Source organism: Streptomyces sp. NPDC051211, assembly GCF_040689505.1.
In the GTDB taxonomy this organism is placed as follows: domain Bacteria; phylum Actinomycetota; class Actinomycetes; order Streptomycetales; family Streptomycetaceae; genus Streptomyces.
This window is the reverse complement of record NZ_JBFBAV010000006.1, coordinates 38,520-58,863: the sequence shown is the minus strand read 5'-3', so window position 1 is coordinate 58,863 and position 20,344 is coordinate 38,520. Positions and strand designations below refer to the sequence as shown.

Sequence of the window (20,344 nt, the reverse complement as noted above, 5' to 3'; positions counted from 1 at the left end):
CGTCAGCCGAGCTGGGACAAGACCTGGGAGGAGATCAGCTCCAGGTGGTCCAGGTCGTCGAGGTCGAGCACCTGGAGGTAGATCCGCGAGGAGCCGAGCTCCGCGTAGGTGCCGATCTTCTCCACCACCTCGGCGGGCGAGCCGGCCAGCCCGTTGGCCTTGAGCTCGTCTACCTCCCGGCCGATGGCGGCGGCCCGGCGGGCCACCTCGGCCTCGTCCTTGCCGACGCACACGACGAGCGCGTTGGAGTAGACGAGCTCCTCGGGCTTGCGGCCTGCCTCTTCGACGGCGGCCCGGACCCGGCCGAACTGCCGCTCGCTGTCGGCGACGGAGGCGAACGGCATGTTGAACTCGTCCGCGTACCGGGCCGCCAGCGCCGGGGTGCGCTTGGCCCCGTGGCCGCCGATCAGCACCGGCACCCTGGCCTGGGCGGGCTTGGGCAGCGCGGGCGAGTCCTCGATCCGGTAGTAGGCGCCGGTGTAGTCGAAGGTCTGCCCGGTCTCGGTGCCCCACAGGCCGGTGACGATGGCCAGCTGCTCCTCCAGCCGGGCGATCCGCTCCGCCGGGAAGGGGATCCCGTACGCCTTGTGCTCCTGCTCGAACCAGCCCGCGCCGAGGCCCAGTTCGATCCGGCCGCCGGACATCTGGTCCACCTGCGCGACCTGGATGGCGAGCACCCCGGGCAGCCGGAAGGTGCCGGCGGTCATCAGGGTGCCGAGCCGGATCCGCTTGGTCTCTCGGGCCAGGCCCGCGAGGGTGATCCAGGCGTCGGTGGGGCCGGGCAGCCCGTCGGCCGAGCCCATCTTCAGATAGTGGTCCGAGCGGAAGAACGCGTCGAAGCCGAGGTCTTCGGTGGCCTTGGCCACCTTCAGCAGGGTGTCGTAGTCGGCGCCCTGCTGGGGTTCGGTGAAAATGCGGAGATCCATGCATCCCATCCTGCCCTTCCCACCCCTGCCGGGTGAATCTCCGTCAACGTCGAGCCCCGGCCCCGTCCTCGCCAGTGACCAGCGCCGATGGGGATCGTTGGCTCGGACGGAGCCGGACCGCCCGGCCCGCGCGCCGGCGGCCCGTTCGCCGGTGCGTCCACCGCACCCTTCCGCTTTGGAAGGGACCGGGCCGAGGAGGCCGCCGCCATGTCCCAGGAGTCCGTGCCCGAGCACACCGGACCGGAGCCCGCGGTACCCGCACAGAGCGGCGCACCGAAGGGACTTCTCCAGCAGATGGAAGAGCTGATGGCCGCACTGAACGCCGACCTCTCCCAGCTCGACGCCGACCTCCAGTCCTCCGCGGAGCGCACCCCCGAGAACGGGAACCCCTCCCCCTTCCGGAGCTGAGCAGGTCCCGGTCCCGCCGCCCCGCGCGGCGGGACCCGCCCGGGGCCCCGCCCGGACGGAACCTAGGCGACCCCGGAGGCTGAACCCCGCTCGCGCACCGACAGCCGGCGCAGGATCGACCGGACGCGGTCGCTGGACTCGTCTGCCGCGTCGATGGCCTCTATGCACGGCCAGTACAGGGCATCGTCATCGGTGGCGCAGGCCACCCCGACCAGCGCTATGCCCACCTCGCCCAACAGCGCCTGCAACCCGAGCAGCACCTGCCGGATGTCCGAGACCCCGCTCAACTGGGCAGCCCGCGGCGGATGGTCGGGCACTCTGCCCTCCCCCTGTAGCTGCGCCCGGTCGAGCACACCGCAGCCTCTGGTCCCCGCCTCGCCCAGCCCCCGGGCCTCCGCTCTGAGCTCCCGCGGCCCGGTGACCGCCAGCCAGCTCCCGATCCCCTGGGCCAATGCCTGCGCCTGCCAGGCTTCGGCGACGATGTCCGTCGCCGCCCCGCTCTGTGCCAGCGCATGCCGGCCGGCCGCAATAAGCCGTACCGCATCCATATGCCGTCCCCCGTCCGCACGACACCCCGTACTCACCACTACCCAGAGTGAGGGCAACGGGCCGGTAAGGCTAGGGGTATTCGGAAAATGTGGACAGAATCAAGGTTGTGGATGACGCCATCACTCCGAAGAGTGACGGTCCGGTCCCCGAGCACCCGGCAGCGGGAAGCGGAGCTCGTTCCTCTCGATCTTCGCGGCGAGCGCATCCAGCACATCCACCCCGAGGACCTCACAGAACTGCAGCAGGTACGCCAGGACGTCGGCCACCTCGTCGGCCACCCGGTGCGCGGTGTCCGGCTCCTCCATCACCCGCTCCGACTGTTCCGGGGTCAGCCACTGGAAGATCTCCACCAGTTCGGCGGCCTCCACGCTCAGCGCCACCGCCAGGTTCTTCGGCGTGTGGTACGGCTCCCAGCCGCGCGCCGCCGCGAACTCGGCGAGCCGTCGCTGGAGTTGCCCCAGCCGCTCGCCGCCGTCCGCCCTGTCTTCCCTGTCTGCGTTCACCAGGTCTCTCCCAGGATGCCCCGGCCTTCAGCCCGGGGAGGAATGGGTCCTTGGGGCGGAGCCGCGGAGCGGCGGAGTTCGTGTCGCATCTGGTGTGACCTGCGCTTTCGGCTGTTGTCAGTGTCGACGGCTAGCTTTGATCCATGACGACGACAGCGATAGCCGAGGAGGCCGGGCACGCCCGGTACACCTACCGGCTTCGTGTGTCGTCCACGGCCCGTGCCGCTCTGGAAGCGGAGTGGGTGCGGTGCCGGTGGGTCTGGAACGAGTGTGCGGCCCGGTCGAAGAAGGCTTACGCCGAGGATGAGAAATGCGGTCCGGCCCGTCTGGACAAGATGCTGACCGAAGCCCGCGCCGCGAACGGGTGGCTGCGCGAAGGTTCGTCGGTTCTGCAGCAGCAGATCATCCGGGACTTCGCCAAGTCCCGGGCCAAGGCGTTGAAGGACATCAAGGCCCGGTTGCCGGTGCGGCAGCGGACGAGTATGCCTCGCTACAAGAAGAAGCACACGGCGGACCCGAGCCTGAACTACACGCAGCGCGGTTTCGGGATCAAGGACGGTCGTCTGCACCTGGCGGGCGGTGTCGTGGTATCGGTGGTGTGGTCGCGGGACCTGCCCAAGCCGCCGTCCTCGGTGCGGATCTACCGGGACAGCCTCGGGCACTGGTACGCCAGCTTCGTTGTCGCTACCACGACCGAGGCCCTGCCCGCCACGGGCCGGGACATTGGGATCGACTGGGGCGTGCAGGAGACGGCGACCACAACCAGCGACACCCACGATCTGCCCCACGCGCAGCACGGCAAGACCGCCGCTCAGCGTCTGGCCCGCTATCAGCGGATGATGGCCCGGCGTCGTCCCCCGAAGGGAAAGCCGGGGTCGAAGGGCTACCGGGAGGCGAAGCGGCAGACCGCGAAGCTGCACAAGAAGGTGGTCCGGCAGCGTGAGGACACCGGCCGCAAGTGGGCGAAGAGCGTGGTCCGCGACCATGACCGGCTCGCGGTCGAGGACTTCCGCCCGAAGTTCCTCGCCAAGTCCACCATGGCGAAGAAGGCGGCCGACGCGTCGATCTCCGCGACCAAACAGGCGCTGATCCACATGGCCCGCAAACACGGCCGTGAACTCCACCTCGTCAACCCCGCGCACACCACCATGGACTGCGCACAGTGCGGAGCAAGAGCCAAGCACGCACTACCTCTTTCAGAACGAACGTATACGTGCACCGCGTGCGGAGCCGTCTCGCCAAGAGACAAGAACTCAGCCCGCGTGATGCTCGTCCGGGCTGGTCTCAACCCGGCTGGTGCTGATCGTGCAAGACCTGACGGACCGCCGGTCCGCAGGCGACGTGAGCCAGGAATCCCCGTCCTTTAGGGCGGGGAGGATGTCAAAGCCCCAGGTCTACCACCGTCACCCCCGGCAGCCCGCGTGCGCCCGCCGCTTCCTCTCCGACCGCCGCGACCAGCCGCAGGTGCCCCCGCCCGCCGGACAGCCGGGCCAGCCGGACCAGTTCGGCCCGCTGCCGCGCGTCCATCCCCCGGTCGAAGCCGTCGGCGAGCACGGTCAGCGCCTGCCGGGCCGAGGGCAGTTCGGTGGCCGGCTCCACCGCGAGCACCCCGGGCCCGGTGAGCAGCACCAGCGCCAGCGCCAGGAAGCGGAGCTCGCCGTCGCCCAGCCGGCCCAGCACGGTGGCCGGGCCGGTGCCGCGGAGCAGGTCGGCGGCCACCCGCCCGCCGGCGACCGCCCGGGCCGCCAGGTCCTGCACCGGACCCGCGCAGGCGTTCCGCGCCGCGTCCACCAGGAGGGCGTGCCGGGTGCCGCACTCGTTGCGGGTCCGGCGCAGTACGTCGGCCAGGTTGCCGCAGTCACCGGCCAGCCGGCCCTCCCCCAGGACCGCGGGCGCCCGCATCCGGTCCGGCTTCGGGTCGCAGGCGTACACCGAGCGCAGGGCGACCACCACCTGTTCCGCGGCGTCCAGTACCCGGCGCTGGCCCTCGGTCCGGCCGGCCACCCGCAGCGGCAGCAGGGCGGTGCCGAGCAGGTCGTCGGGCAGCGGGGCGCGGGTGACCCCGCCGGTGCCGCCGGTCAGCCAGGCGGCCTGGACCGTCCGCCGGCCGGGGTCCCGCAGGGCGGTGGTGAGCAGGGTCTGCCCGGCCGCGCTGAGCCGTTCGCCGACGATCCGCAGCTCGGGTTCGGCCTGCACGGCGAGGTCGAGGCGGACGGGCCCGCCCGGGCCGTCGACCGTACAGCCGATCCGGAAGCCGCGGCGTCCGGCCGCGTCCGGCAGGGCCCGGTCCGGGACGCAGCCGGCCGGGTCGGGGAACACCTCGTCCAGTGCGGCCCCGGACCCGAGTCCGGCGAGGGCGGAGTAGGCGGCAAGCACCTGGGACTTGCCGCTGCCGCTGGGTCCGGCGAGGAGGGTGACCGGCCCGAAGGCGAAGGCGGCGGCGCGGTGCCGCCCGAAGGCGGACAGCCTCAACTCGGACACGGCCGGCCGCAGCTGCCCGCCCGCCACCCGGGTGTGCGGGGGCGCAACGCCGGCGTCCGGCCGCCCGATCCGCCAGTCGTACGTCCGCGGGTCCGGCACCCCACCGCCCCGCCCCGCTCCGGCGGACCGTACGGGCGCTGTCGGGCCGGCGGACCGTACGGGCGCGGCCGGCCCGGCCTCCGGTCCGGCGGATAAGACCGAACCGGGCGCCGAACCAGGCTCGGCCGAACGAGCCGAACCGACCGGACCAGCCGGACCGACGAAACCAGCGGGACCGGCGGGACCGGCGGGACCGGCGGGACCAGCCGGACCGACCGGATCTGCCGGACCGACCGGATCTGCCGGACCGACCGGATCAGCCGGCAGGTCGGCGGTGCCGCGCCCGGTGGCCGGCGCGGCGGGGTGCAGGGTGGCGTCCATGCGGCGGACGGTACGGCCCGGCCGGTGGCGCGGTGCGCCGCCGAACCGTTCCACCGGCGGGACCTTCCTACGATCGGGGGACGGCTGCAGCCGCGATGCCCTCGACTTCGGTGCCGACCGGGGCGAGCAGGAAGACGTTCCGGTCCACCCGGTGCATCCCGCTGCCCAGACCGAAGACCACCCCGCTGCTGAAGTCCAGGATGCGCTTGGCCACTTCGCCGTCGGCACCGGTCAGGTCGAGCAGGACCGGGATCTGCGCGACCAGGTATTCGGCGACCTCGCGGGCGTCCGCGAAGACCTGGACCCGGAGGACGACGAAGCGCCGCTGCTCCGCGCCGGCCGTCCGGTCGGCCGCGGGGATGGTGCGGTGATCCACCCGCGACGGCCACTCGTTGCGACTGCGCAGGGGCACGACCTGCGCGAGCCCCTCCCACTGTTCGTCGGTGACGTCGTACCTGCTCACCGGCCCACCTCGGCCCCACGCTTCATGTGCATCCCGCCATCCTCTCGCGTTTCACCCGTTCAGCCCAACACCGACACGAACGACGTAGGGTCGCGCCCATGAGCAGTCGCGATGAGCTTCGTACACTGCCCCGTCCGCGCACCCGGCGGATCGACGCGGTGCGCAACCGCGAGCAGATTCTCGCCGCGGCCGACCAGCTGTTCGCCGAACGGGATCCGCGGACCGTCACGATGGACCAGATAGCGAAGGCGGCCGGGGTGGGCCGGGCCACCCTGTACCGCCGGTTCCCCGATCCCCGGGCGGTCGCCGCGGCCCTCCTCGACGAGCACGAGCGGCTGCTCCAGGAGAGGTTGACGTACGGTCCGCCGCCGCTGGGCCCCGGCGCGCCGGCCGCCGAGCGGCTCGCCGCCTTCTACACGGCGGCCGTGGAGCTGCTCGAACGCCACCTTCCGCTGGCCCTGGGGGCCGGGACGGGACCGGCCCGGTACACCGGCGATGCGTACGGCGACTGGCGCCGCCACGTGCGCGCCCTGCTGGCCGAGGCGGGAGTGGAGGATCCCGACGCCTGGGCGGACATCGCGCTCAGCCCGCTGGCCCCGGACGCCTACCAGTACCAGCGGCACGGCCGCGGGCTCAGCCCGGAGCGGATCGCGCGCGCCCTCGGCGCGCTGACCCACCGGCTACTCAGCAGCCGGGAGATGGGTTAGGTTAGGCATGCCTAACCACGCCTCCTCGGGATGATGGAGAGATCCGCATGCGCATGCCCGGTGCCCCTGCCTCCCCGGCCGCCAGCACCCCCGCCCGGCCCACCGACGCCGAACGGGTCCGCTCCGTACTCGCCGCCGCCCACTCCATGACCGTGGTCACCGACGGAATCCGTACCGAGGTCCGCCAGATGGACGGCTCCGACGTCCTCGGCCGGTTCCACCTCCACCCCGTCCCGGAACGCGCCCCGGCCCAGGACGACCGCCCCGCGATCCGGCTGGAGTTCACCGACGTCTCCCCCGCTCCGGTCCGCGACCGGGTGCGCGCCCGCGTCACCATCCTCGGGCGGCTGCTGACGCCGTTCCCGGCGGACCTCGCCGACAGCACCTGCGTGGAGTACGCCCAGGCCGTCCTGGAGACCTCCGGGGGCCGCGCGTACATCGGGCTCGACGAGCTGGACGAGGCCTGTCCCGACCCGCTCGCCCCGTACGAGGCGGGCATGCTCACCCACCTCCTCGACGACCACCCCGAGCTGGTCACCCTGCTGCTCCGGCTGGTCCCGCAGCAGCCGGCCGGCGCCGTCCTGCGCGCGCTGCCGCTCGCGATCGACCGGTACGGGATCACCCTGCGGCTGGAGCTGCGCAGCGGCCACCGCGACGTCCGGCTGCCCTTCCCCTCCCCGCTGGACGACGTGGAACAGTCCGGCGCCCAGATCCATGCCCTGCTCAGCGCCGCCCGCCGGCGCTCGCACCGCAACACCCTGCCCGCCTGACCGGACCTCCCGGAATACCGCGGTACGGCGCCCGGTTGCCCTAGATCATGAAGGCAATCACGTACAGCGCATACGGAACACCCGCTGCTCTTCAGCTCGTTGAGGTCCCGCAGCCCAAGGTCGGGCCCGGCGAGGTGCTGGTGCGGGTGAAGGCCGCCGGGGTCAACCCGGTCGACTGGAAGCTGTCCTCCGGATACCTCGACTCCATCCTCGAAGTCCGCTACCCCGTCATCCCCGGCTGGGACGTGGCCGGTGTCGTCGAGGCGGTCGGCGAGGACACCTTCGACTACGCCGTCGGCGACGAGGTCTACGGCTACGTCCGCAAGGAGTGGGTGGAGCTCGGCACCTACGCCGAGCTGGTCGCCGCCCCCGTCCGCACCCTCGCCCGCAAGCCGCGCGCCCTCACCTTCGAGCAGGCCGCCGGCATACCGCTGGCCGGCCTGACCGCGTACCAGTCCCTCACCCGGGTCGGCCTGAAGGCCGGCGAGACCGTGGTGATCCACTCGGCGGCCGGCGGCACCGGCTCCCTGGGCGTGCAGATCGCGGTCGCCCTCGGCCTGCGCGTGATCGGCACGTCCGGCGCCCACAACCACGACTACCTGCGGTCGCTCGGTGCCGAGCCGGTCCTGTACGGCGAGGGCCTCGCGGACCGGATCCGTGCCCTGGCCCCCGACGGCATCGACGCCGGCCTCGACTTCTACGGGGACGGGGTGGACATCCTCCAGCCGCTGGTGCGGCAGCGCGACCGGGTGGTGTCCATCGCCGACTACCAGGCCGCCTCGAAGGGCGCCCACCAGCTGTGGGTGCGGCCGGACACCACCGACCTCACCTTCCTGGCCGAACTCGCCGACGCCGGCAAGCTGGACGTCAGCGTCGCGCACGCGCTGCCGCTGGAGGAAGCCGCGAAGGCGTGGGAGCTCAGCGCCTCCGGCCGCACCCGCGGCAAGATCGTCCTGACGGTCTGACGTCAGGACCGCGCGCGCACGGGCGGGTGCCGCCGGAGACCGAGCCCCGGTCTCCGGCGGCACCCGCGGTTCAGGGCACCCCGGCCAGGAGCGGCGCTACGCGGTGATCGGCTGCGCCGCCGGGCCGGAGCCCCGCTCCGCCGGGTGGCCGGTCATGCGCTCCGCCCGGCACGGGCGTAGCGGTTGGCGGGGCGCGGCAGGCCGTAGTTCTCGCGCAGGGTGCGGCCGGTGTACTCGGTGCGGAAGAGCCCGCGGCGCTGGAGGATCGGCACGACCTGGTCGACGAAGTCGGTCAGGCCGGTGGGCAGGACCGGCGCCATGATGTTGAAGCCGTCGGCGGCTCCCCGGGTGAACCACTCCTCCAGCTGGTCGGCGATCTGCTCCGGGGTGCCGGCGAAGACCCGGTGACCGCGGCCGGCGCCGAGGCGGGCGATCAGCTCGCGCAGCGTGAGGCCTTCGCGGCGGCCGAGCTCGGCGACGAGGGTGAAGCGGCTCTTGTTGCCGTTGATGTCCCGCTCCTCGGGCAGGTCGGGCAGCGGGCCGTCGAGGGGGAGCCCGGTGAGGTCGACGCCGAGCATCCCGGAGAGCTGGGCGAGTCCGTACTCCGGCACCTGGAGCTCGGTGAGCTGCTGCTCCAGGGCCTTGGCCTCGGCCTCGGTGGAGCCGATGACGGGCGCGATGCCGGGCAGGACGAGCAGGTCGCTCTCGGTGCGGCCGAACTTCGCCAGGCGGGACTTGAGGTCCTTGTAGAAGGTCTGGCCGTCGGCGAGGGTCTGCTGGGCGGTGAAGACGGCCTCGGCGTACTGGGCGGCGAACTCCTTGCCGTCCTCGGAGGATCCGGCCTGCACCAGGAGCGGGTGGCCCTGGGGCGAGCGGGGCACGTTGAGCGGGCCGGCGACGCCGAAGTGCTCGCCGCGGTGGGCGGCCGGGTGCAGCTTGTCGGTGTCGGCGTAGATGCCGCGCTCCTTGTCGAGGACGATCGCGTCGTCCTCCCAGCTGTCCCAGAGCTTGGTGGCGACGTCGAGGAACTCGCGGGCCCGGTCGTAGCGGAGGCCGTGCTCCAGGTGCTCGTCCCGGTTGAAGTTGCGGGCCTCGTCGACGGTGCCGGAGGTGACGATGTTCCAGCCGGCGCGGCCGCCGCTGATGTGGTCGAGGGAGGCGAACTTCCGGGCCGTGTGGAAGGGCTCGTTGAAGGTGGTTGAGACGGTGGCGATGAGCCCGATGTGCTCGGTGACGGCGGCAATGGCGGAGAGCAGCGTGAGCGGCTCGAACCCGCCGAGGGCGTTGTAGCGGGCCTTGCCCCAGAGGGCGAGCCCGTCGGCGAAGAAGACCGAGTCGAGCCGTCCGCGCTCGGCGGTGCGGGCCAGCTCCTGGAAGTACCGCAGGTCGGTGACGCGCTCGGGGCTGCTGTCCGGGTGGCGCCAGGCGGCGTCGTGGTGACCGGCGTTCATCAGGAACGCGTTGAGGTGCAGGGTGCGGGACGTGCGGGGTGTACTGGGCGTGCGGGGCGTGCGGGGCGTGCGGGGCGTCTGATCGGTCATGGCGCTTCCTGGGTGTGGTCGGGGCGGCTGGTCAGCCGTTGGTGGGGACGCGCCAGAGGCTGAGGCGGCGCTCGAGGGTGACGAGGAGTTGGTTGAAGGCCACGCCGATCGCCGAGATCGTGATGATCCCCGCGTACATCTGCGGGATCGCGAAGTTGAACTGCGAGGCGTTGATGAGGTATCCGAGGCCGGCCTTGGCTCCGATCATCTCGGCGGCGACGAGGACCAGGATCGACACGGCGCCGGCCAGCCGGATCCCGGTGAAGATCACCGGGACGGAGGCCGGGAGGATCACCTTCTGGAACAGCCGGAGCGTGGACAGGTCCATCGAGCGGGCCAGCTTGACCAGGGTGGGGTCGGCGTTGCGGACGGCGCTGATGGTGTTGAGCAGGACGGGCCAGAGGCAGGCGTAGACGACGATCGACACCTTGGAGGTCTCGCCGATGCCCAGCAGCAGGACGAAGACCGGCAGCAGCGCCAGGGCGGCGGTGTTGCGGAAGACCTCCAGCAGCGGGTTGAGGAGGTCGGCGAGCGGCCGGTACCAGCCGATCAGCAGGCCGAGCGGCACGGCGGCGGCCACGGCGATGCCGAACCCGCCGAAGGAGCGGACGAGGCTGGCCCGGGCGTGCTCGGCCAGCTGTCCGTCTCCGAGCAGCTCCCACCAGGCGACGGCGACCTCGCTGATCGGCGGGAGGAAGGTGGCGTCGACCAGGCCGGCCCGCGGGGCGGTCTCCCAGAGGACGATCAGGGCGAGGACGGCGGCGGAACGGACGGCCACGGCACGCAGGGCGCGGCCGACGGCGAGGGCGGCGGAACGGGCGGCGGACCCGGCGGACCCGGCGGACCGGGCGGAACCGGCGGACCCGGCGCGGACGGGGCGCGGGCCGGCGGGAGCCGACGCCTTCGCCGGAACCCCCGTCCCGGGGGGCGCCGGAACCTCCGTCCCCGTCCGGTCGGCGGACGCCGCATCCATCCCGGCGGGCGCCGAAACCTCCGTCCCGGTGGACGACGCCACAGCCCCGGTCTCCACGGGTGCCGCGGCGGCCTGCGCCTCCGGGCCCGGCGGGGCCGTGGTGGCCGCCGGCCGTGTCAGACCCGTCGTGGTGTGCGGTGTCATGCGACGGCCTCCTTCTCCAGTTGCTGGGCCCGGGCCACCTCGTCGTGGAGGAGGGTCCAGATCTCGTGGCGGTAGCGGGCGAACTCCGGGCTGGACCGCAGGTCCTCGCCCAGCAGTCCGGAACGGTCCCCGAAGGAGACCGGGACGACTTCCTTGATGCGGCCGGGCCGGGACGTCATGACCGCCACCCGCTGCCCGAGGTAGACGGCCTCTTCGATGCCGTGGGTGATGAACACGACGGTCTTGCCGGTGCTCTGCCAGATCCGGCGCAGCTCGTCCTGGAGCGATTCGCGGGTCTGGGCGTCCAGCGCCGCGAACGGCTCGTCCATCAGCAGCACGTCCGGGTCGTACGCGAGGGAGCGGGCGATCGCCACGCGCTGGCGCATGCCGCCGGACAGCTCGTGCGGATGGCGCTCCTCGAAGCCGGCCAGTCCGACCAGGTCGAGGAACTCCCGCGCCCGGGCGGCGCGCTGCCGCCGCGGCACGCCGGTGGCCTCCAGTCCGAACTCCACGTTGCCCTGCGCCGTACGCCACGGCAGCAGCGCGTACTGCTGGAAGACGATGCCCCGGTCCAGGCCGGGTCCGGTCACCGGGCGCCCGTCGAGGAGGATCCGGCCGCCGCTGGGCTCGGCCAGCCCGCCCAGCAGGTCCAGCAGGGTGGACTTGCCGCAGCCGCTGGGGCCGACGACCACCGTGAACTCGCCGCTGCCGATCTCCAGGTCGATGCCGTCGAGGGCGGTGAACTCCCCGAAGTCCTTGCGCACCCCGTCGAACACGATGTCCGCCATGGCGGCCTCAGCCCTTTCCGTATGCGTTGAACTCGTTGGTGTAGAGGTCGGAGGCCTTCAGCCGCCCCTGCTTGATGTCGCCCCGCCCGCCGAGCCAGTCGAGCCACAGCTGGAACTCCTTGTCGGAGATCCGGCCGCCCGTCTCGGCGACCCCGTACGAGCGCCAGTACTTCAGGGCGGCGGTGTCCTCGTTGCGGCCGCGCTTCCCGACGATCTCCGTCATCCGGGCGACGACCTCGTCGCGGGGGGTCGTACGGGAGTACTCGATGGCCTTGGCCACGCCGGTCACGAAGGTCCGTACGGTGTCCGGATTCTGCTTGATGAAGCGCTCGGTCATGATGTAGGTGCCGGCGCTGAACGGGCCGAGCAGCTCGGTGTCGGTGAACAGCGGGCGGATGCCGCCGTTCGCCAGGGCCTTGTCGCGCAGGACCCCGCTGAGCACCCCGACCTCGATCTGCTTCTGCCGCAGCGCCTGTTCGGTGTTGACGGGCGGCACCACGAGGGGTTCGACCTTGGCCGCCTCCGCCTCGGAGAGGCCGTTGCGGCTCAGGTAGATGTCCAGCAGGGCCTGGTAGTGGGCGCCCAGGGTGTTCATGCCGACCGATGTGCCGATCAGGTCCCGGGCGGAGCGGATCGGGCTGTCCTCCAGGACGAAGTAGCCGCCGTAGGAGTGCCGGTCCGATCCGTAGGAGGAGATGACGGCCTTGATCGGGGCCTTGGTGGAGGCGAGTTTGATGACGGCGCCGTTGAAGGCGCTGCCGAAGTGGGTCTGGCCGGTGGCGGCGGACTGGATGTCCTGCGGGCCGCTGATGGTGTTGCCGACCCACTCCAGGGTGACGTCGCCGAAGTGGCCGAGGTCCGCGGCGAGTTCGGGAAGGGTGACCTGGCCGACGGCGCCCTGGTACTTGAGGGTCTTGACCCGGCTGCCGGAACCGCCGCCCTCGGCGGTGGCCGTGCCGCAGCTCACCGCGGCCGCCGAGATGCCGAGCAGGGTGAGGAACTGGCGCCGGGAGGTGGTGGACGAGGTGAAGGCTGCGGGCATGGTCGTGGTTCCTTGTCGGTGCCGGGGGGGGGATCGGTCGGTGTCGGTCAGGGGGTGGCGGCGGTGACGACGGCGGCACCTGTGCGGACGGCGTCCGCGAACTCGTCCACGGCCTGGTAGAGGTCGAGTTCGGCCTCGGGCCGCAGCCGGTCGGGTCCGTCGCCGCGCTCGACGGAGGAGTCGAGGACGAACCGGCCGGCGGTGACGTGGCGGGCGCCCAGCGCCGCGAGCACCGGGCGCAGGGCGTAGTCGAGGGTGAGTACGTGGGCGAGGCTGCCGCCGGTGGCGAGCGGCAGCACCGTCTTGCCGGCCAGGCCGTCCTGCGGGAGCAGGTCGAGGAAGGACTTGAGGAGGCCGGTGTACGAGGCCTTGTAGACGGGGGTGGCGATGACCACGCCGTCGGCCCGGGCCACGGCGGCCAGTGCGCGGCGCAGTTCGGGCTGTCCGGTGCGGGCGGCCAGCAGGTCGGCGGCGGGGAGTTCGCGTACGGCCAGGTGGGCGGTGTCGAGGCCGGCGTGGGCGAGGCGGCGCAGGGCGTGGTCGGCGACGACGGCGGTGCGGGAGTGGACGGACGGGCTGCCGGTGAGGGCGAGGATGTGGGGCACGGGGTCCCTTTCGGGTGACGCGGGGCGGGTCAGGCGGAGGCGGCGGCTGCGTCGGCGACGGCGCTGTCGGAAGCGGAGGCGGCGGCGCTGTCGGTGTGGGAGGCGGATGCGCTGTCGGCGTGGGCGGCGACGGCGCTGTCGGCGTGGGAGGCGCCGGAGGGGATGCCGAAGGAGGGGTCGGGCACGGTCTCGGGGCTGATGAGGACGGAGCGGCGCCCGTCCGGGCCGACCGGGACGTCGCCGTCGACGGTGACGCGGCGCAGGGTGCGCTCGTGGTCGTCGGAGTCGTCGACCCCGTAGTGCTGGGTGGCGCGGTTGTCCCAGATGGCGACGTCACCGGGCTGCCATTGCCAGCGGACGGTGTTCTCGGGGCTCTCGATGTGCTCCTGGAAGAGGTTCAGCAGGGTGCGCGAGTCGCGGCCGGTCAGTCCGCTGATGCGCTGTACGAAGTTGCCGAGGAGCAGGGCGGGTTCGCCGGTCTCGGGGTGGATGCGGACGACCGGGTGCTCGGTGAGGAACGTGGTGGAGGTGAAGACCTCGCGGTACTGGGCGAGCGCCTCGGGCAGGGCGTCGGGCTTGAGGGCGGCGTAGTCGTACTCGTTGGAGTGGACGGCGCGCAGGCTGTCGGCGAGGGCCCGGAGCGGCTCGGGGAGGGTGTTGTAGGCGGTGGCGGTGTTGGCCCACAGGGTGTTGCCGCCGTACGGCGGGACGGTCACGGCGCGCAGGACGGAGAAGGCCGGGTAGGCGGGGACGAAGGTGACGTCGGTGTGCCACTGGTTGGCGCGGGCGCCGTGGTGGGAGTCGATGCCCAGGGCGTAGCGGCCGTCGGCGGACGGGACGGTGGGGTGGGCGACCGGGGTGCCCAGCAGCCGGGCGAAGGCCTCGTGGCCGTCCTCGTCGAGGTGGTCCTGGCCGCGGAAGAAGACGACCTTGTGGGCGAGCAGCGCGGCCCGGATTCCGGCGACGGACTCGGCCGGGAGGTCGCCGGCGAGCCGTACGCCGCCGATCTCGGCGCCGATCCGGCCGCCGATCCTGGTGACGGTGAGCTCGGTGCGGGTGGCGGTGGTCATGGCAGCAGCACTCCTTGGGAGAAGCGGGGAAGCGGGGAACCGGGGAAGCAGGGGAACCGGGGAAGCAGGGGAAGCGCGGAAGCGGGGAAGCGCGAGGGGATTCATTCCGCAGCGGAAGAAAGACGGGTGCGGATAAGGCCCGGCACGGGACGGTGTCCGGCGCCGGGACAGCCCCGTGCCTGACGGGGGCCGGGCAGCACGGTCCGCGGCGCGGGCTCGATGGAGCCGGCCCTGGGGCGGGCGCGGCGGAGGGTGCGGTCCCGGCGGCGGGGGGTGTGGCCCTACCGGCAGAGGGGGGCCGGACAACAGCGGCCCGGACACCCGTCCGGTGCGAGGCCCGGGCCGGAGGTGTGGAGCCGCGGGGCGAAGGTTTCGGTCGCGGACATGGCTCGGAGCGTGTCAGCGCTCCGGGTGCCGGTCAAGGCCCGCCCAGGGCGGCCGCGGCGGGCCGGAACACCGGGTGCTGATTGAATCGTGGCCCGTACGGCCGTTCGCACCGCCCGGGCAAACCGCCCTTGACCTGCGGTTTCATTGACCGGTACGGGGTTCCGCGGGGGGACTTCACCAACCGTTCGGTACCGCCGGGGGATTTCACGGCCCCGCAATGCCACCGCCATGCGGCCGACGAAGGAGTCGATGTGACACACGCAGGGGACGACCGGGCGGCGGTCAACGCCGCCGCCGTGCTCCGCACCGTCCTGGACCACGGACCGGTCGCCCGCAGCGTCATCTCCCGCCTCTGCGGCCTCAGTCCGGCCGCGGTCTCCCGGCAGACCACCGGGCTGATCCGCCGCGGCCTGCTGCGGGAACTGCGCGAGCCGCCCGGGCCGGCCGCTTCCGGTGGCATCGGCCGGCCCCGGATCCCGCTCGACCTGCACACCGGGGCGGTCGGCGGGGCGGTGGCCGCCGGTCTGCACATCGGCGTGCCCGCCTCGACGTTCGGCCTGGTGGATCTGCGCGGCCAGGTGCTGGCCCGGCGTACGTTCCCGCACGACGGCGGCCACTCCCCCGCCCGGATCGGCGCCGAACTGGCGCGGTTCCTGGCCGAGTTCGCCGGCGGCCGGCCGCTGCTCGGGGCCGGTGCGGCGCTGGGCGGCCGGGTCAGGCCGGACGACGGGGTCGTCGTCCGGCACGAGGCGCTCGGCTGGCGGGACCGGCCGCTGGCCCGCGAGCTGTCGGAGGTGCTCGGACTGCCGGTGCGGGTGGACAACCACGCCCGGGCGGTGGCCGGCGCCGAGATCCTCTTCGGCCGCCCGGAAGCCCGCCGCAGCCTGGTGCACCTCTTCATCGGCAATGTGGTCGACGCCGCCTTCGGCATCGAGGGCGCCCTGCACCGGGGGCCGAACGCGGCGGCCGGCGAGGTGGCCCACCTGCCGGTGCCCGGGTCGACCGTGCCCTGCGCGGCGTGCGGGCGTACCGGCTGCCTGCAGGCGACCGCCTCGGACGCGGCGGTCTGCGCCGAAGCGGTCCGGCGGCGCATCGTCCCGGACCCGGCCATCTGGCTACTGGTGGACGCGGCCGCCGCGGGCGACCCGCGCGCGGACCGGCTGCTGCGCGAACGGGCCCGGGCGGTGGGCCGGGCCGCCGCCCTGCTGCTGGACGTGTTCGATCCGGCCGTGATGGTGGTCACCGAACTGTCCAGCGTGCTGCACGAGGGATACCTGGACGAGATCAGGGAGGCCGCGGTGGCGCTCTCGCACGTCTGCGCCGACCCGGAGCGGATCGTCGGACCGCACGCGGGCCCGGCGGTACTGCCCGAGGCGGCCGCGGCCGTGCTGCTCGGCCCGCTGTTCAGCGACCCGTCCGCCTCCTCCGGTCCGTCCGTTCCGCCCGATCCGTCCGTTGTCACCTGAGAGGGCGAGATCACATCCGGTGCTTATGGTCTCGCATGAGCGACCCCCCTAGCATTCGAGCCATGACGGTCCTGCCTGACGACGGGCTCTCCCTGGCCGCCGAGTTCCCTGACGCGACGCATGAGCAGTGGCAGCGCCTGGTTGAAGGCGTACTGCGCAAGTCGGGCAAGGAAGCCTCCGGCTCGGCCGCGGAAGACGCGTTGTCCACCCAGCTCGAGGACGGGCTCCGCACCCGCCCGCTGTACACCGCGGCCACCTCCGCCGCGCCCGAGGTCCGGTCCGGCACCGGCCTTCCCGGTTTCGCGCCCTTCGTGCGCGGCGGCCGGGCGGCCGGCAACGCCGCCTCCGGATGGGACGTACGGCAGCGGCTCGTGCACACCGACCCGGCCCGGCTGAACGAGGCGGTCCTCGCCGACCTCGAGAACGGGGTCACCTCGCTGTGGCTCACCGTGGGCCGGGGCGGCGTCCCCGTCTCCGGTCTCGCCCGGGCGCTGGACGGGGTGTACCTCGACCTGGCCCCGGTGTCCCTGGACGCCGGTGCCGAGTTCGCCGAAGCCGCCGACGCCCTGCTGCGGCTGTACACGGAGGCCGGAGTGGCCCCGGAGGCGGCGCGCGGCAGCCTCGGCGCCGACCCGCTGGGCCATGAGGCCCGTACCGACGAGACCCTGGAACTCGACGGGGCCGTCGCCCTCGCCCGGCAGACCGCCGCCGCGTGGCCCGGCCTGCGCGCCCTCACCGTGGACGCCCTGCCCTACCACGAGGCGGGCGGTTCGGCCGCCGAGGAGCTGGGCCTGTCGCTGGCCACCGGCGTGGCCTACCTGCGCGCCCTCACCGACGGCGGCCTCGGCACCGAAGAGGCTTTCGGGCAGCTGGAGTTCCGCTACGCGGCCACCGCCGACCAGTTCCTCACCATCGCCAAGCTGCGTGCCGCCCGCCGGCTGTGGGCCCGGATCGCCGAGGCCTCGGGGGCCCCGGAGGCGGGTGCCCAGCGGCAGCACGCGGTGACCTCGCCGGTGATGATGACGCGGCGCGACCCGTGGGTGAACATGCTGCGCACCACCGTGGCCTGCATGGCCGCCGGGGTCGGCGGCGCCGACGCCGTCACCGTGCTGCCCTTCGACCACGAGCTGGGCCTGCCGGACGCCTTCGCCCGCCGGATCGCCCGCAACACCTCCACCGTGCTGCTGGAGGAATCCCACCTGGCCCGGGTGATCGACCCGGCCGGCGGCTCCTGGTACGTGGAGCAGCTCACCGACGAACTCGCCCACGCCGCCTGGGAGTTCTTCCGGACGATCGAGAAGGCCGGCGGCCAGGCCGCCGCCCTGCGCTCGGGCCTGGTCGCCGAGCGGCTCGCCGCCACCTGGGCCGAGCGGTCGAAGAAGCTGGCCAAGCGCCGCGAGCCCATCACCGGGGTGAGCGAGTTCCCGCTGCTCACCGAGAAGCTGCCGGTCCGCGAACCGGCCCCCGAACAGCCCTCCGGCGGGCTGCCGCGGGTCCGCCGCGACGAGGCGTACGAGGCGCTGCGCGCCCGCTCGGACGCCCACCTCGCGGCGACCGGCGCCCGGCCGCGGGTCTTCCTGGCCGCGCTCGGCCCGGCCGCCGCCCACACCGCGCGGGCGAGCTTCGCCGCCAACCTCTTCCAGGCCGGCGGGATCGAGGCCGTGCACGACCCGGTGTCGGTGGACGCCGGGACGGCCGGCCCGGCCTTCGCCGCCAGTGGCGCGGACGGCGGCATGGCCGTGCTGTGCTCCAGCGACCCCCTGTACGAGGAGCAGGCCGGGGCGGTGGCGGCCGCGCTGCGCGCGGCGGGCGCCACGACCCTGTTCCTGGCCGGCCGGCCGGGCACCGCCGGGCCTTTCGTGGACGAGTACGTCTACGCCGGCTGCGACGCGGTGGCCGTGCTGTCCTCCGTACTCGACCGGATGGGAGTTGCCCGATGAGCATCCCCGATTTCTCCGAGCTGCTGCTCGACACGGGCGCTCCGGGAGCTCCCGGCGGCGCCACCGAGGACCAGTGGCGGGCGGCCGTCAAGGAGTCCACCGGCACGGCCGCCTCGGACCTGCTGTGGGAGACCCCCGAGGGGATCGGCGTCAAGCCGCTGTACACCGGGCGGGACCTGGAGGGCCTGGACTTCCTGGCGACGTACCCGGGCGTGGCTCCGTACCTCCGCGGCCCGTACCCGACGATGTACGTCAACCAGCCCTGGACGATCCGGCAGTACGCGGGCTTCTCCACCGCCGAGGAGTCCAACGCCTTCTACCGGCGCAACCTCGCGGCCGGCCAGAAGGGCCTGTCGGTCGCCTTCGACCTGCCCACGCACCGCGGCTACGACAGCGACCACCCGCGGGTGACCGGTGACGTCGGCATGGCGGGCGTGGCGATCGACTCCATCTACGACATGCGGCAGCTGTTCGACGGGATCCCGCTCGACAAGATGTCCGTGTCCATGACCATGAACGGCGCGGTGCTGCCGGTCCTGGCCCTCTACATCGTGGCGGCGGAGGAGCAGGGCGTCTCCCCCGACAAGCTCGCCGGGACCATTCAGAACGACATCCTCAAGGAGTTCATGGTCCGCAACACCTACATCTACCCGCCGAAGCCGTCGATGCGGATCATCTCCGACATCTTCGCCTTCACCTCGCAGCACATGCCGCGCTACAACTCCATCTCGATCTCCGGGTACCACATCCAGGAGGCGGGGGCCACGGCCGACCTGGAGCTGGCGTACACCCTCGCGGACGGCGTGGAGTACCTGCGGGCCGGGCAGGGTGCCGGGCTGGACGTGGACGCGTTCGCGCCGCGCCTGTCGTTCTTCTGGGCGATCGGCATGAACTTCTTCATGGAGGTCGCGAAGCTGCGGGCCGCCCGCCTGCTGTGGGCGCGTCTGGTCAAGCAGTTCGACCCCAAGAACGCCAAGTCCCTCAGCCTGCGCACCCATTCGCAGACCTCGGGCTGGTCGCTGACGGCGCAGGACGTGTTCAACAACGTGACCCGCACCTGCATCGAGGCGATGGCGGCGACCCAGGGCCACACCCAGTCGCTGCACACCAATGCCCTCGACGAGGCGCTGGCCCTCCCGACGGACTTCTCGGCGCGCATCGCCCGCAACACCCAGCTGCTGCTCCAGCAGGAGTCGGGCACCTGCCGGGTCATCGACCCGTGGGGCGGCAGCGCGTACGTCGAGAAGCTGACGTACGACCTGGCGCGCCGGGCCTGGCAGCACATCGAGGAGGTCGAGGCGGCCGGCGGCATGGCGCAGGCCATCGACGCGGGCATCCCCAAGCTCCGGGTGGAGGAGGCCGCGGCCCGCACCCAGGCTCGGATCGACTCGGGCCGGCAGCCGGTGATCGGCGTCAACAAGTACCGGGTCGAGACGGACGAGCAGATCGAGGTCCTCAAGGTCGACAACTCCTCGGTGCGCGCCCAGCAGATCGCCAAGCTGCGGCGGCTGCGCGAGGAGCGCGACGAGGCGGTCACCCAGGACGCGCTGCGGGCGCTGACGAACGCGGCGGGGAACGGTTCCGGGAACCTGCTCGCCCTGGCGGTGGACGCGGCGCGCGCCAAGGCCACGGTCGGCGAGATCTCGGACGCCCTGGAGAAGGTGTACGGCCGGCACGCGAGCCAGATCCGTACGATTTCCGGTGTGTACCGCAACGAAGCAGGGGAGTCCCCGTCGGTGGAGCGCACCCGCGCACTGGTGGACCGGTTCGAGGAGGCCGAGGGCCGGCGCCCCCGCATCCTGGTCGCCAAGATGGGCCAGGACGGCCACGACCGCGGCCAGAAGGTGATCGCGACCGCCTTCGCCGACCTGGGCTTCGACGTGGACGTCGGCCCGCTGTTCCAGACCCCGGCGGAGGTGGCCCGCCAGGCCGTCGAGGCGGACGTCCACGTGGTGGGCGTCTCGTCGCTGGCGGCCGGCCACCTGACCCTCGTACCGGCGCTGCGCGAGCAGCTGGCGGAGGAGGGCCGCGAGGACATCATGATCGTGGTGGGCGGTGTCATCCCGCCGGCGGACGTGCCCACCCTGCTGGAGATGGGCGCGACGGCCGTCTTCCCGCCGGGCACGGTCATCCCGGACGCGGCGCACGACCTGGTGACCCGCCTGGCGGCGGACCTCGGCCACGAGCTGCAGTAGG

At 73.0% G+C, this 20,344-nt stretch carries 19 protein-coding genes; 8 read left to right on the top strand and 11 right to left on the bottom strand.

Translation table 11 applies throughout. The features are described from left to right. Positions 1-2: 2 nt before the first annotated feature. Positions 3-926 (bottom strand): LLM class F420-dependent oxidoreductase, encoded by a 924-nt coding sequence (locus tag AB0447_RS08850; RefSeq protein ID WP_366475856.1) that lies wholly within the window; start codon positions 924-926, stop codon positions 3-5. Between the two features lie 207 nt (positions 927-1,133). Here AB0447_RS08850 and AB0447_RS08845 point away from each other — a divergent pair, with 207 nt between their 5' ends. Continuing rightward, positions 1,134-1,334, top strand: coding sequence for a hypothetical protein (locus AB0447_RS08845; protein ID WP_366475855.1), 201 nt, complete (start codon positions 1,134-1,136; stop codon positions 1,332-1,334). Between the two features lie 62 nt (positions 1,335-1,396). Here the strand turns inward: AB0447_RS08845 and AB0447_RS08840 are convergent, their stop codons facing one another. Both AB0447_RS08840 and AB0447_RS08835 read right to left on the bottom strand, forming a co-directional pair. Then, positions 1,397-1,882, bottom strand: a complete 486-nt coding sequence (locus AB0447_RS08840; RefSeq protein ID WP_366475854.1) for a DUF6099 family protein — start codon at positions 1,880-1,882, stop codon at positions 1,397-1,399. Positions 1,883-2,002: 120 nt separating this feature from the next. Then, positions 2,003-2,386 carry a nucleotide pyrophosphohydrolase gene (locus AB0447_RS08835; protein ID WP_366475853.1) on the bottom strand — a complete coding sequence of 128 codons (384 nt, stop codon included), beginning with the start codon at positions 2,384-2,386 and terminating at the stop codon, positions 2,003-2,005. Positions 2,387-2,529: 143 nt separating this feature from the next. Here AB0447_RS08835 and AB0447_RS08830 point away from each other — a divergent pair, with 143 nt between their 5' ends. Next, positions 2,530-3,753 carry a transposase gene (locus tag AB0447_RS08830; RefSeq protein ID WP_366475852.1) on the top strand — a complete coding sequence of 408 codons (1,224 nt, stop codon included), beginning with the start codon at positions 2,530-2,532 and terminating at the stop codon, positions 3,751-3,753. Between the two features lie 13 nt (positions 3,754-3,766). Here the strand turns inward: AB0447_RS08830 and AB0447_RS08825 are convergent, their stop codons facing one another. Both AB0447_RS08825 and AB0447_RS08820 read right to left on the bottom strand, forming a co-directional pair. Then, positions 3,767-4,936 carry an ATP-binding protein gene (locus tag AB0447_RS08825; RefSeq protein ID WP_366476004.1) on the bottom strand — a complete coding sequence of 390 codons (1,170 nt, stop codon included), beginning with the start codon at positions 4,934-4,936 and terminating at the stop codon, positions 3,767-3,769. A 418-nt stretch (positions 4,937-5,354) separates the two neighbouring features. Further along, positions 5,355-5,750: a cell division protein SepF gene (locus AB0447_RS08820; protein WP_366475851.1), complete on the bottom strand. Its 396-nt coding sequence runs from the start codon at positions 5,748-5,750 to the stop codon at positions 5,355-5,357. A 98-nt stretch (positions 5,751-5,848) separates the two neighbouring features. Here AB0447_RS08820 and AB0447_RS08815 point away from each other — a divergent pair, with 98 nt between their 5' ends. Genes AB0447_RS08815 through AB0447_RS08805 form a run of 3 tightly spaced genes read left to right on the top strand, consistent with a single transcriptional unit; the run spans position 5,849 to position 8,192 of the window. Next, a complete protein-coding gene (locus tag AB0447_RS08815; RefSeq protein ID WP_366475849.1) occupies positions 5,849-6,457 on the top strand; it encodes a helix-turn-helix domain-containing protein in 609 nt (202 codons plus the stop codon). Between the two features lie 47 nt (positions 6,458-6,504). Then, on the top strand, positions 6,505-7,227 hold the full coding sequence (locus AB0447_RS08810) for a DUF2470 domain-containing protein (RefSeq protein WP_366475848.1): 723 nt from the start codon (positions 6,505-6,507) through the stop codon (positions 7,225-7,227). Positions 7,228-7,274: 47 nt separating this feature from the next. Continuing rightward, entirely contained in the window at positions 7,275-8,192 is a 918-nt protein-coding gene (locus tag AB0447_RS08805; RefSeq protein WP_366475847.1) for an NADP-dependent oxidoreductase, read from the top strand. A 152-nt stretch (positions 8,193-8,344) separates the two neighbouring features. Here the strand turns inward: AB0447_RS08805 and AB0447_RS08800 are convergent, their stop codons facing one another. The 6 genes from AB0447_RS08800 to AB0447_RS08775 are packed head-to-tail and all read right to left on the bottom strand — an operon-like array spanning position 8,345 to position 14,355. Next, complete coding sequence (locus AB0447_RS08800; protein WP_366475846.1) at positions 8,345-9,733, bottom strand: LLM class flavin-dependent oxidoreductase; 1,389 nt, start codon at positions 9,731-9,733, stop codon at positions 8,345-8,347. 31 nt (positions 9,734-9,764) lie between these two features. Further along, the gene (locus AB0447_RS08795) at positions 9,765-10,850 is read right to left on the bottom strand and encodes an ABC transporter permease subunit (protein WP_366475845.1); all 1,086 of its coding nucleotides are present in this window, start codon (positions 10,848-10,850) and stop codon (positions 9,765-9,767) included. Then, on the bottom strand, positions 10,847-11,638 hold the full coding sequence (locus tag AB0447_RS08790; RefSeq protein ID WP_366475844.1) for an ABC transporter ATP-binding protein: 792 nt from the start codon (positions 11,636-11,638) through the stop codon (positions 10,847-10,849). Before AB0447_RS08790 ends, AB0447_RS08795 begins: the two co-directional genes overlap by 4 nt. A 7-nt stretch (positions 11,639-11,645) precedes the next feature. Continuing rightward, the gene (locus tag AB0447_RS08785; RefSeq protein ID WP_366475843.1) at positions 11,646-12,680 is read right to left on the bottom strand and encodes an ABC transporter substrate-binding protein; all 1,035 of its coding nucleotides are present in this window, start codon (positions 12,678-12,680) and stop codon (positions 11,646-11,648) included. 47 nt (positions 12,681-12,727) lie between these two features. Beyond that, a complete protein-coding gene (gene ssuE / locus AB0447_RS08780) occupies positions 12,728-13,285 on the bottom strand; it encodes an NADPH-dependent FMN reductase (RefSeq protein ID WP_366475842.1) in 558 nt (185 codons plus the stop codon). A gap of 29 nt (positions 13,286-13,314) precedes the next feature. Then, entirely contained in the window at positions 13,315-14,355 is a 1,041-nt protein-coding gene (locus tag AB0447_RS08775) for a TauD/TfdA family dioxygenase (RefSeq protein WP_366475841.1), read from the bottom strand. A gap of 638 nt (positions 14,356-14,993) precedes the next feature. Between AB0447_RS08775 and AB0447_RS08770 the strand changes: the two genes are divergently transcribed. From AB0447_RS08770 to scpA, 3 genes are all read left to right on the top strand, one after another. Beyond that, a complete protein-coding gene (locus AB0447_RS08770; RefSeq protein WP_366475840.1) occupies positions 14,994-16,208 on the top strand; it encodes an ROK family transcriptional regulator in 1,215 nt (404 codons plus the stop codon). A 62-nt stretch (positions 16,209-16,270) separates the two neighbouring features. Beyond that, positions 16,271-18,148 (top strand): methylmalonyl-CoA mutase family protein, encoded by a 1,878-nt coding sequence (locus AB0447_RS08765; protein WP_366475839.1) that lies wholly within the window; start codon positions 16,271-16,273, stop codon positions 18,146-18,148. Then, complete coding sequence (gene scpA / locus AB0447_RS08760) at positions 18,145-20,343, top strand: methylmalonyl-CoA mutase (RefSeq protein ID WP_366475838.1); 2,199 nt, start codon at positions 18,145-18,147, stop codon at positions 20,341-20,343. The genes AB0447_RS08765 and scpA overlap by 4 nt, the downstream gene beginning before the upstream one ends. Position 20,344 lies beyond the last annotated feature (1 nt).

Excerpts from the sequence above, each read along its gene's own strand:
- AB0447_RS08795 (WP_366475845.1), bottom strand. The coding sequence starts at position 10,850 with ATGACACCGCACACCACGACGGGTCTGACACGGCCGGCGGCCACCACG.
- AB0447_RS08775 (WP_366475841.1), bottom strand. The coding sequence starts at position 14,355 with ATGACCACCGCCACCCGCACCGAGCTCACCGTCACCAGGATCGGCGGC.
- AB0447_RS08845 (WP_366475855.1), top strand. The coding sequence starts at position 1,134 with ATGTCCCAGGAGTCCGTGCCCGAGCACACCGGACCGGAGCCCGCGGTA.
- AB0447_RS08765 (WP_366475839.1), top strand. The coding sequence starts at position 16,271 with ATGACGGTCCTGCCTGACGACGGGCTCTCCCTGGCCGCCGAGTTCCCT.
- AB0447_RS08800 (WP_366475846.1), bottom strand. The coding sequence starts at position 9,733 with ATGACCGATCAGACGCCCCGCACGCCCCGCACGCCCCGCACGCCCAGT.
- AB0447_RS08830 (WP_366475852.1), top strand. The coding sequence starts at position 2,530 with ATGACGACGACAGCGATAGCCGAGGAGGCCGGGCACGCCCGGTACACC.
- scpA (WP_366475838.1), top strand. The coding sequence starts at position 18,145 with ATGAGCATCCCCGATTTCTCCGAGCTGCTGCTCGACACGGGCGCTCCG.
- AB0447_RS08790 (WP_366475844.1), bottom strand. The coding sequence starts at position 11,638 with ATGGCGGACATCGTGTTCGACGGGGTGCGCAAGGACTTCGGGGAGTTC.
- AB0447_RS08850 (WP_366475856.1), bottom strand. The coding sequence starts at position 926 with ATGGATCTCCGCATTTTCACCGAACCCCAGCAGGGCGCCGACTACGAC.
- AB0447_RS08810 (WP_366475848.1), top strand. The coding sequence starts at position 6,505 with ATGCGCATGCCCGGTGCCCCTGCCTCCCCGGCCGCCAGCACCCCCGCC.
- AB0447_RS08815 (WP_366475849.1), top strand. The coding sequence starts at position 5,849 with ATGAGCAGTCGCGATGAGCTTCGTACACTGCCCCGTCCGCGCACCCGG.
- AB0447_RS08805 (WP_366475847.1), top strand. The coding sequence starts at position 7,275 with ATGAAGGCAATCACGTACAGCGCATACGGAACACCCGCTGCTCTTCAG.
- AB0447_RS08840 (WP_366475854.1), bottom strand. The coding sequence starts at position 1,882 with ATGGATGCGGTACGGCTTATTGCGGCCGGCCGGCATGCGCTGGCACAG.
- AB0447_RS08785 (WP_366475843.1), bottom strand. The coding sequence starts at position 12,680 with ATGCCCGCAGCCTTCACCTCGTCCACCACCTCCCGGCGCCAGTTCCTC.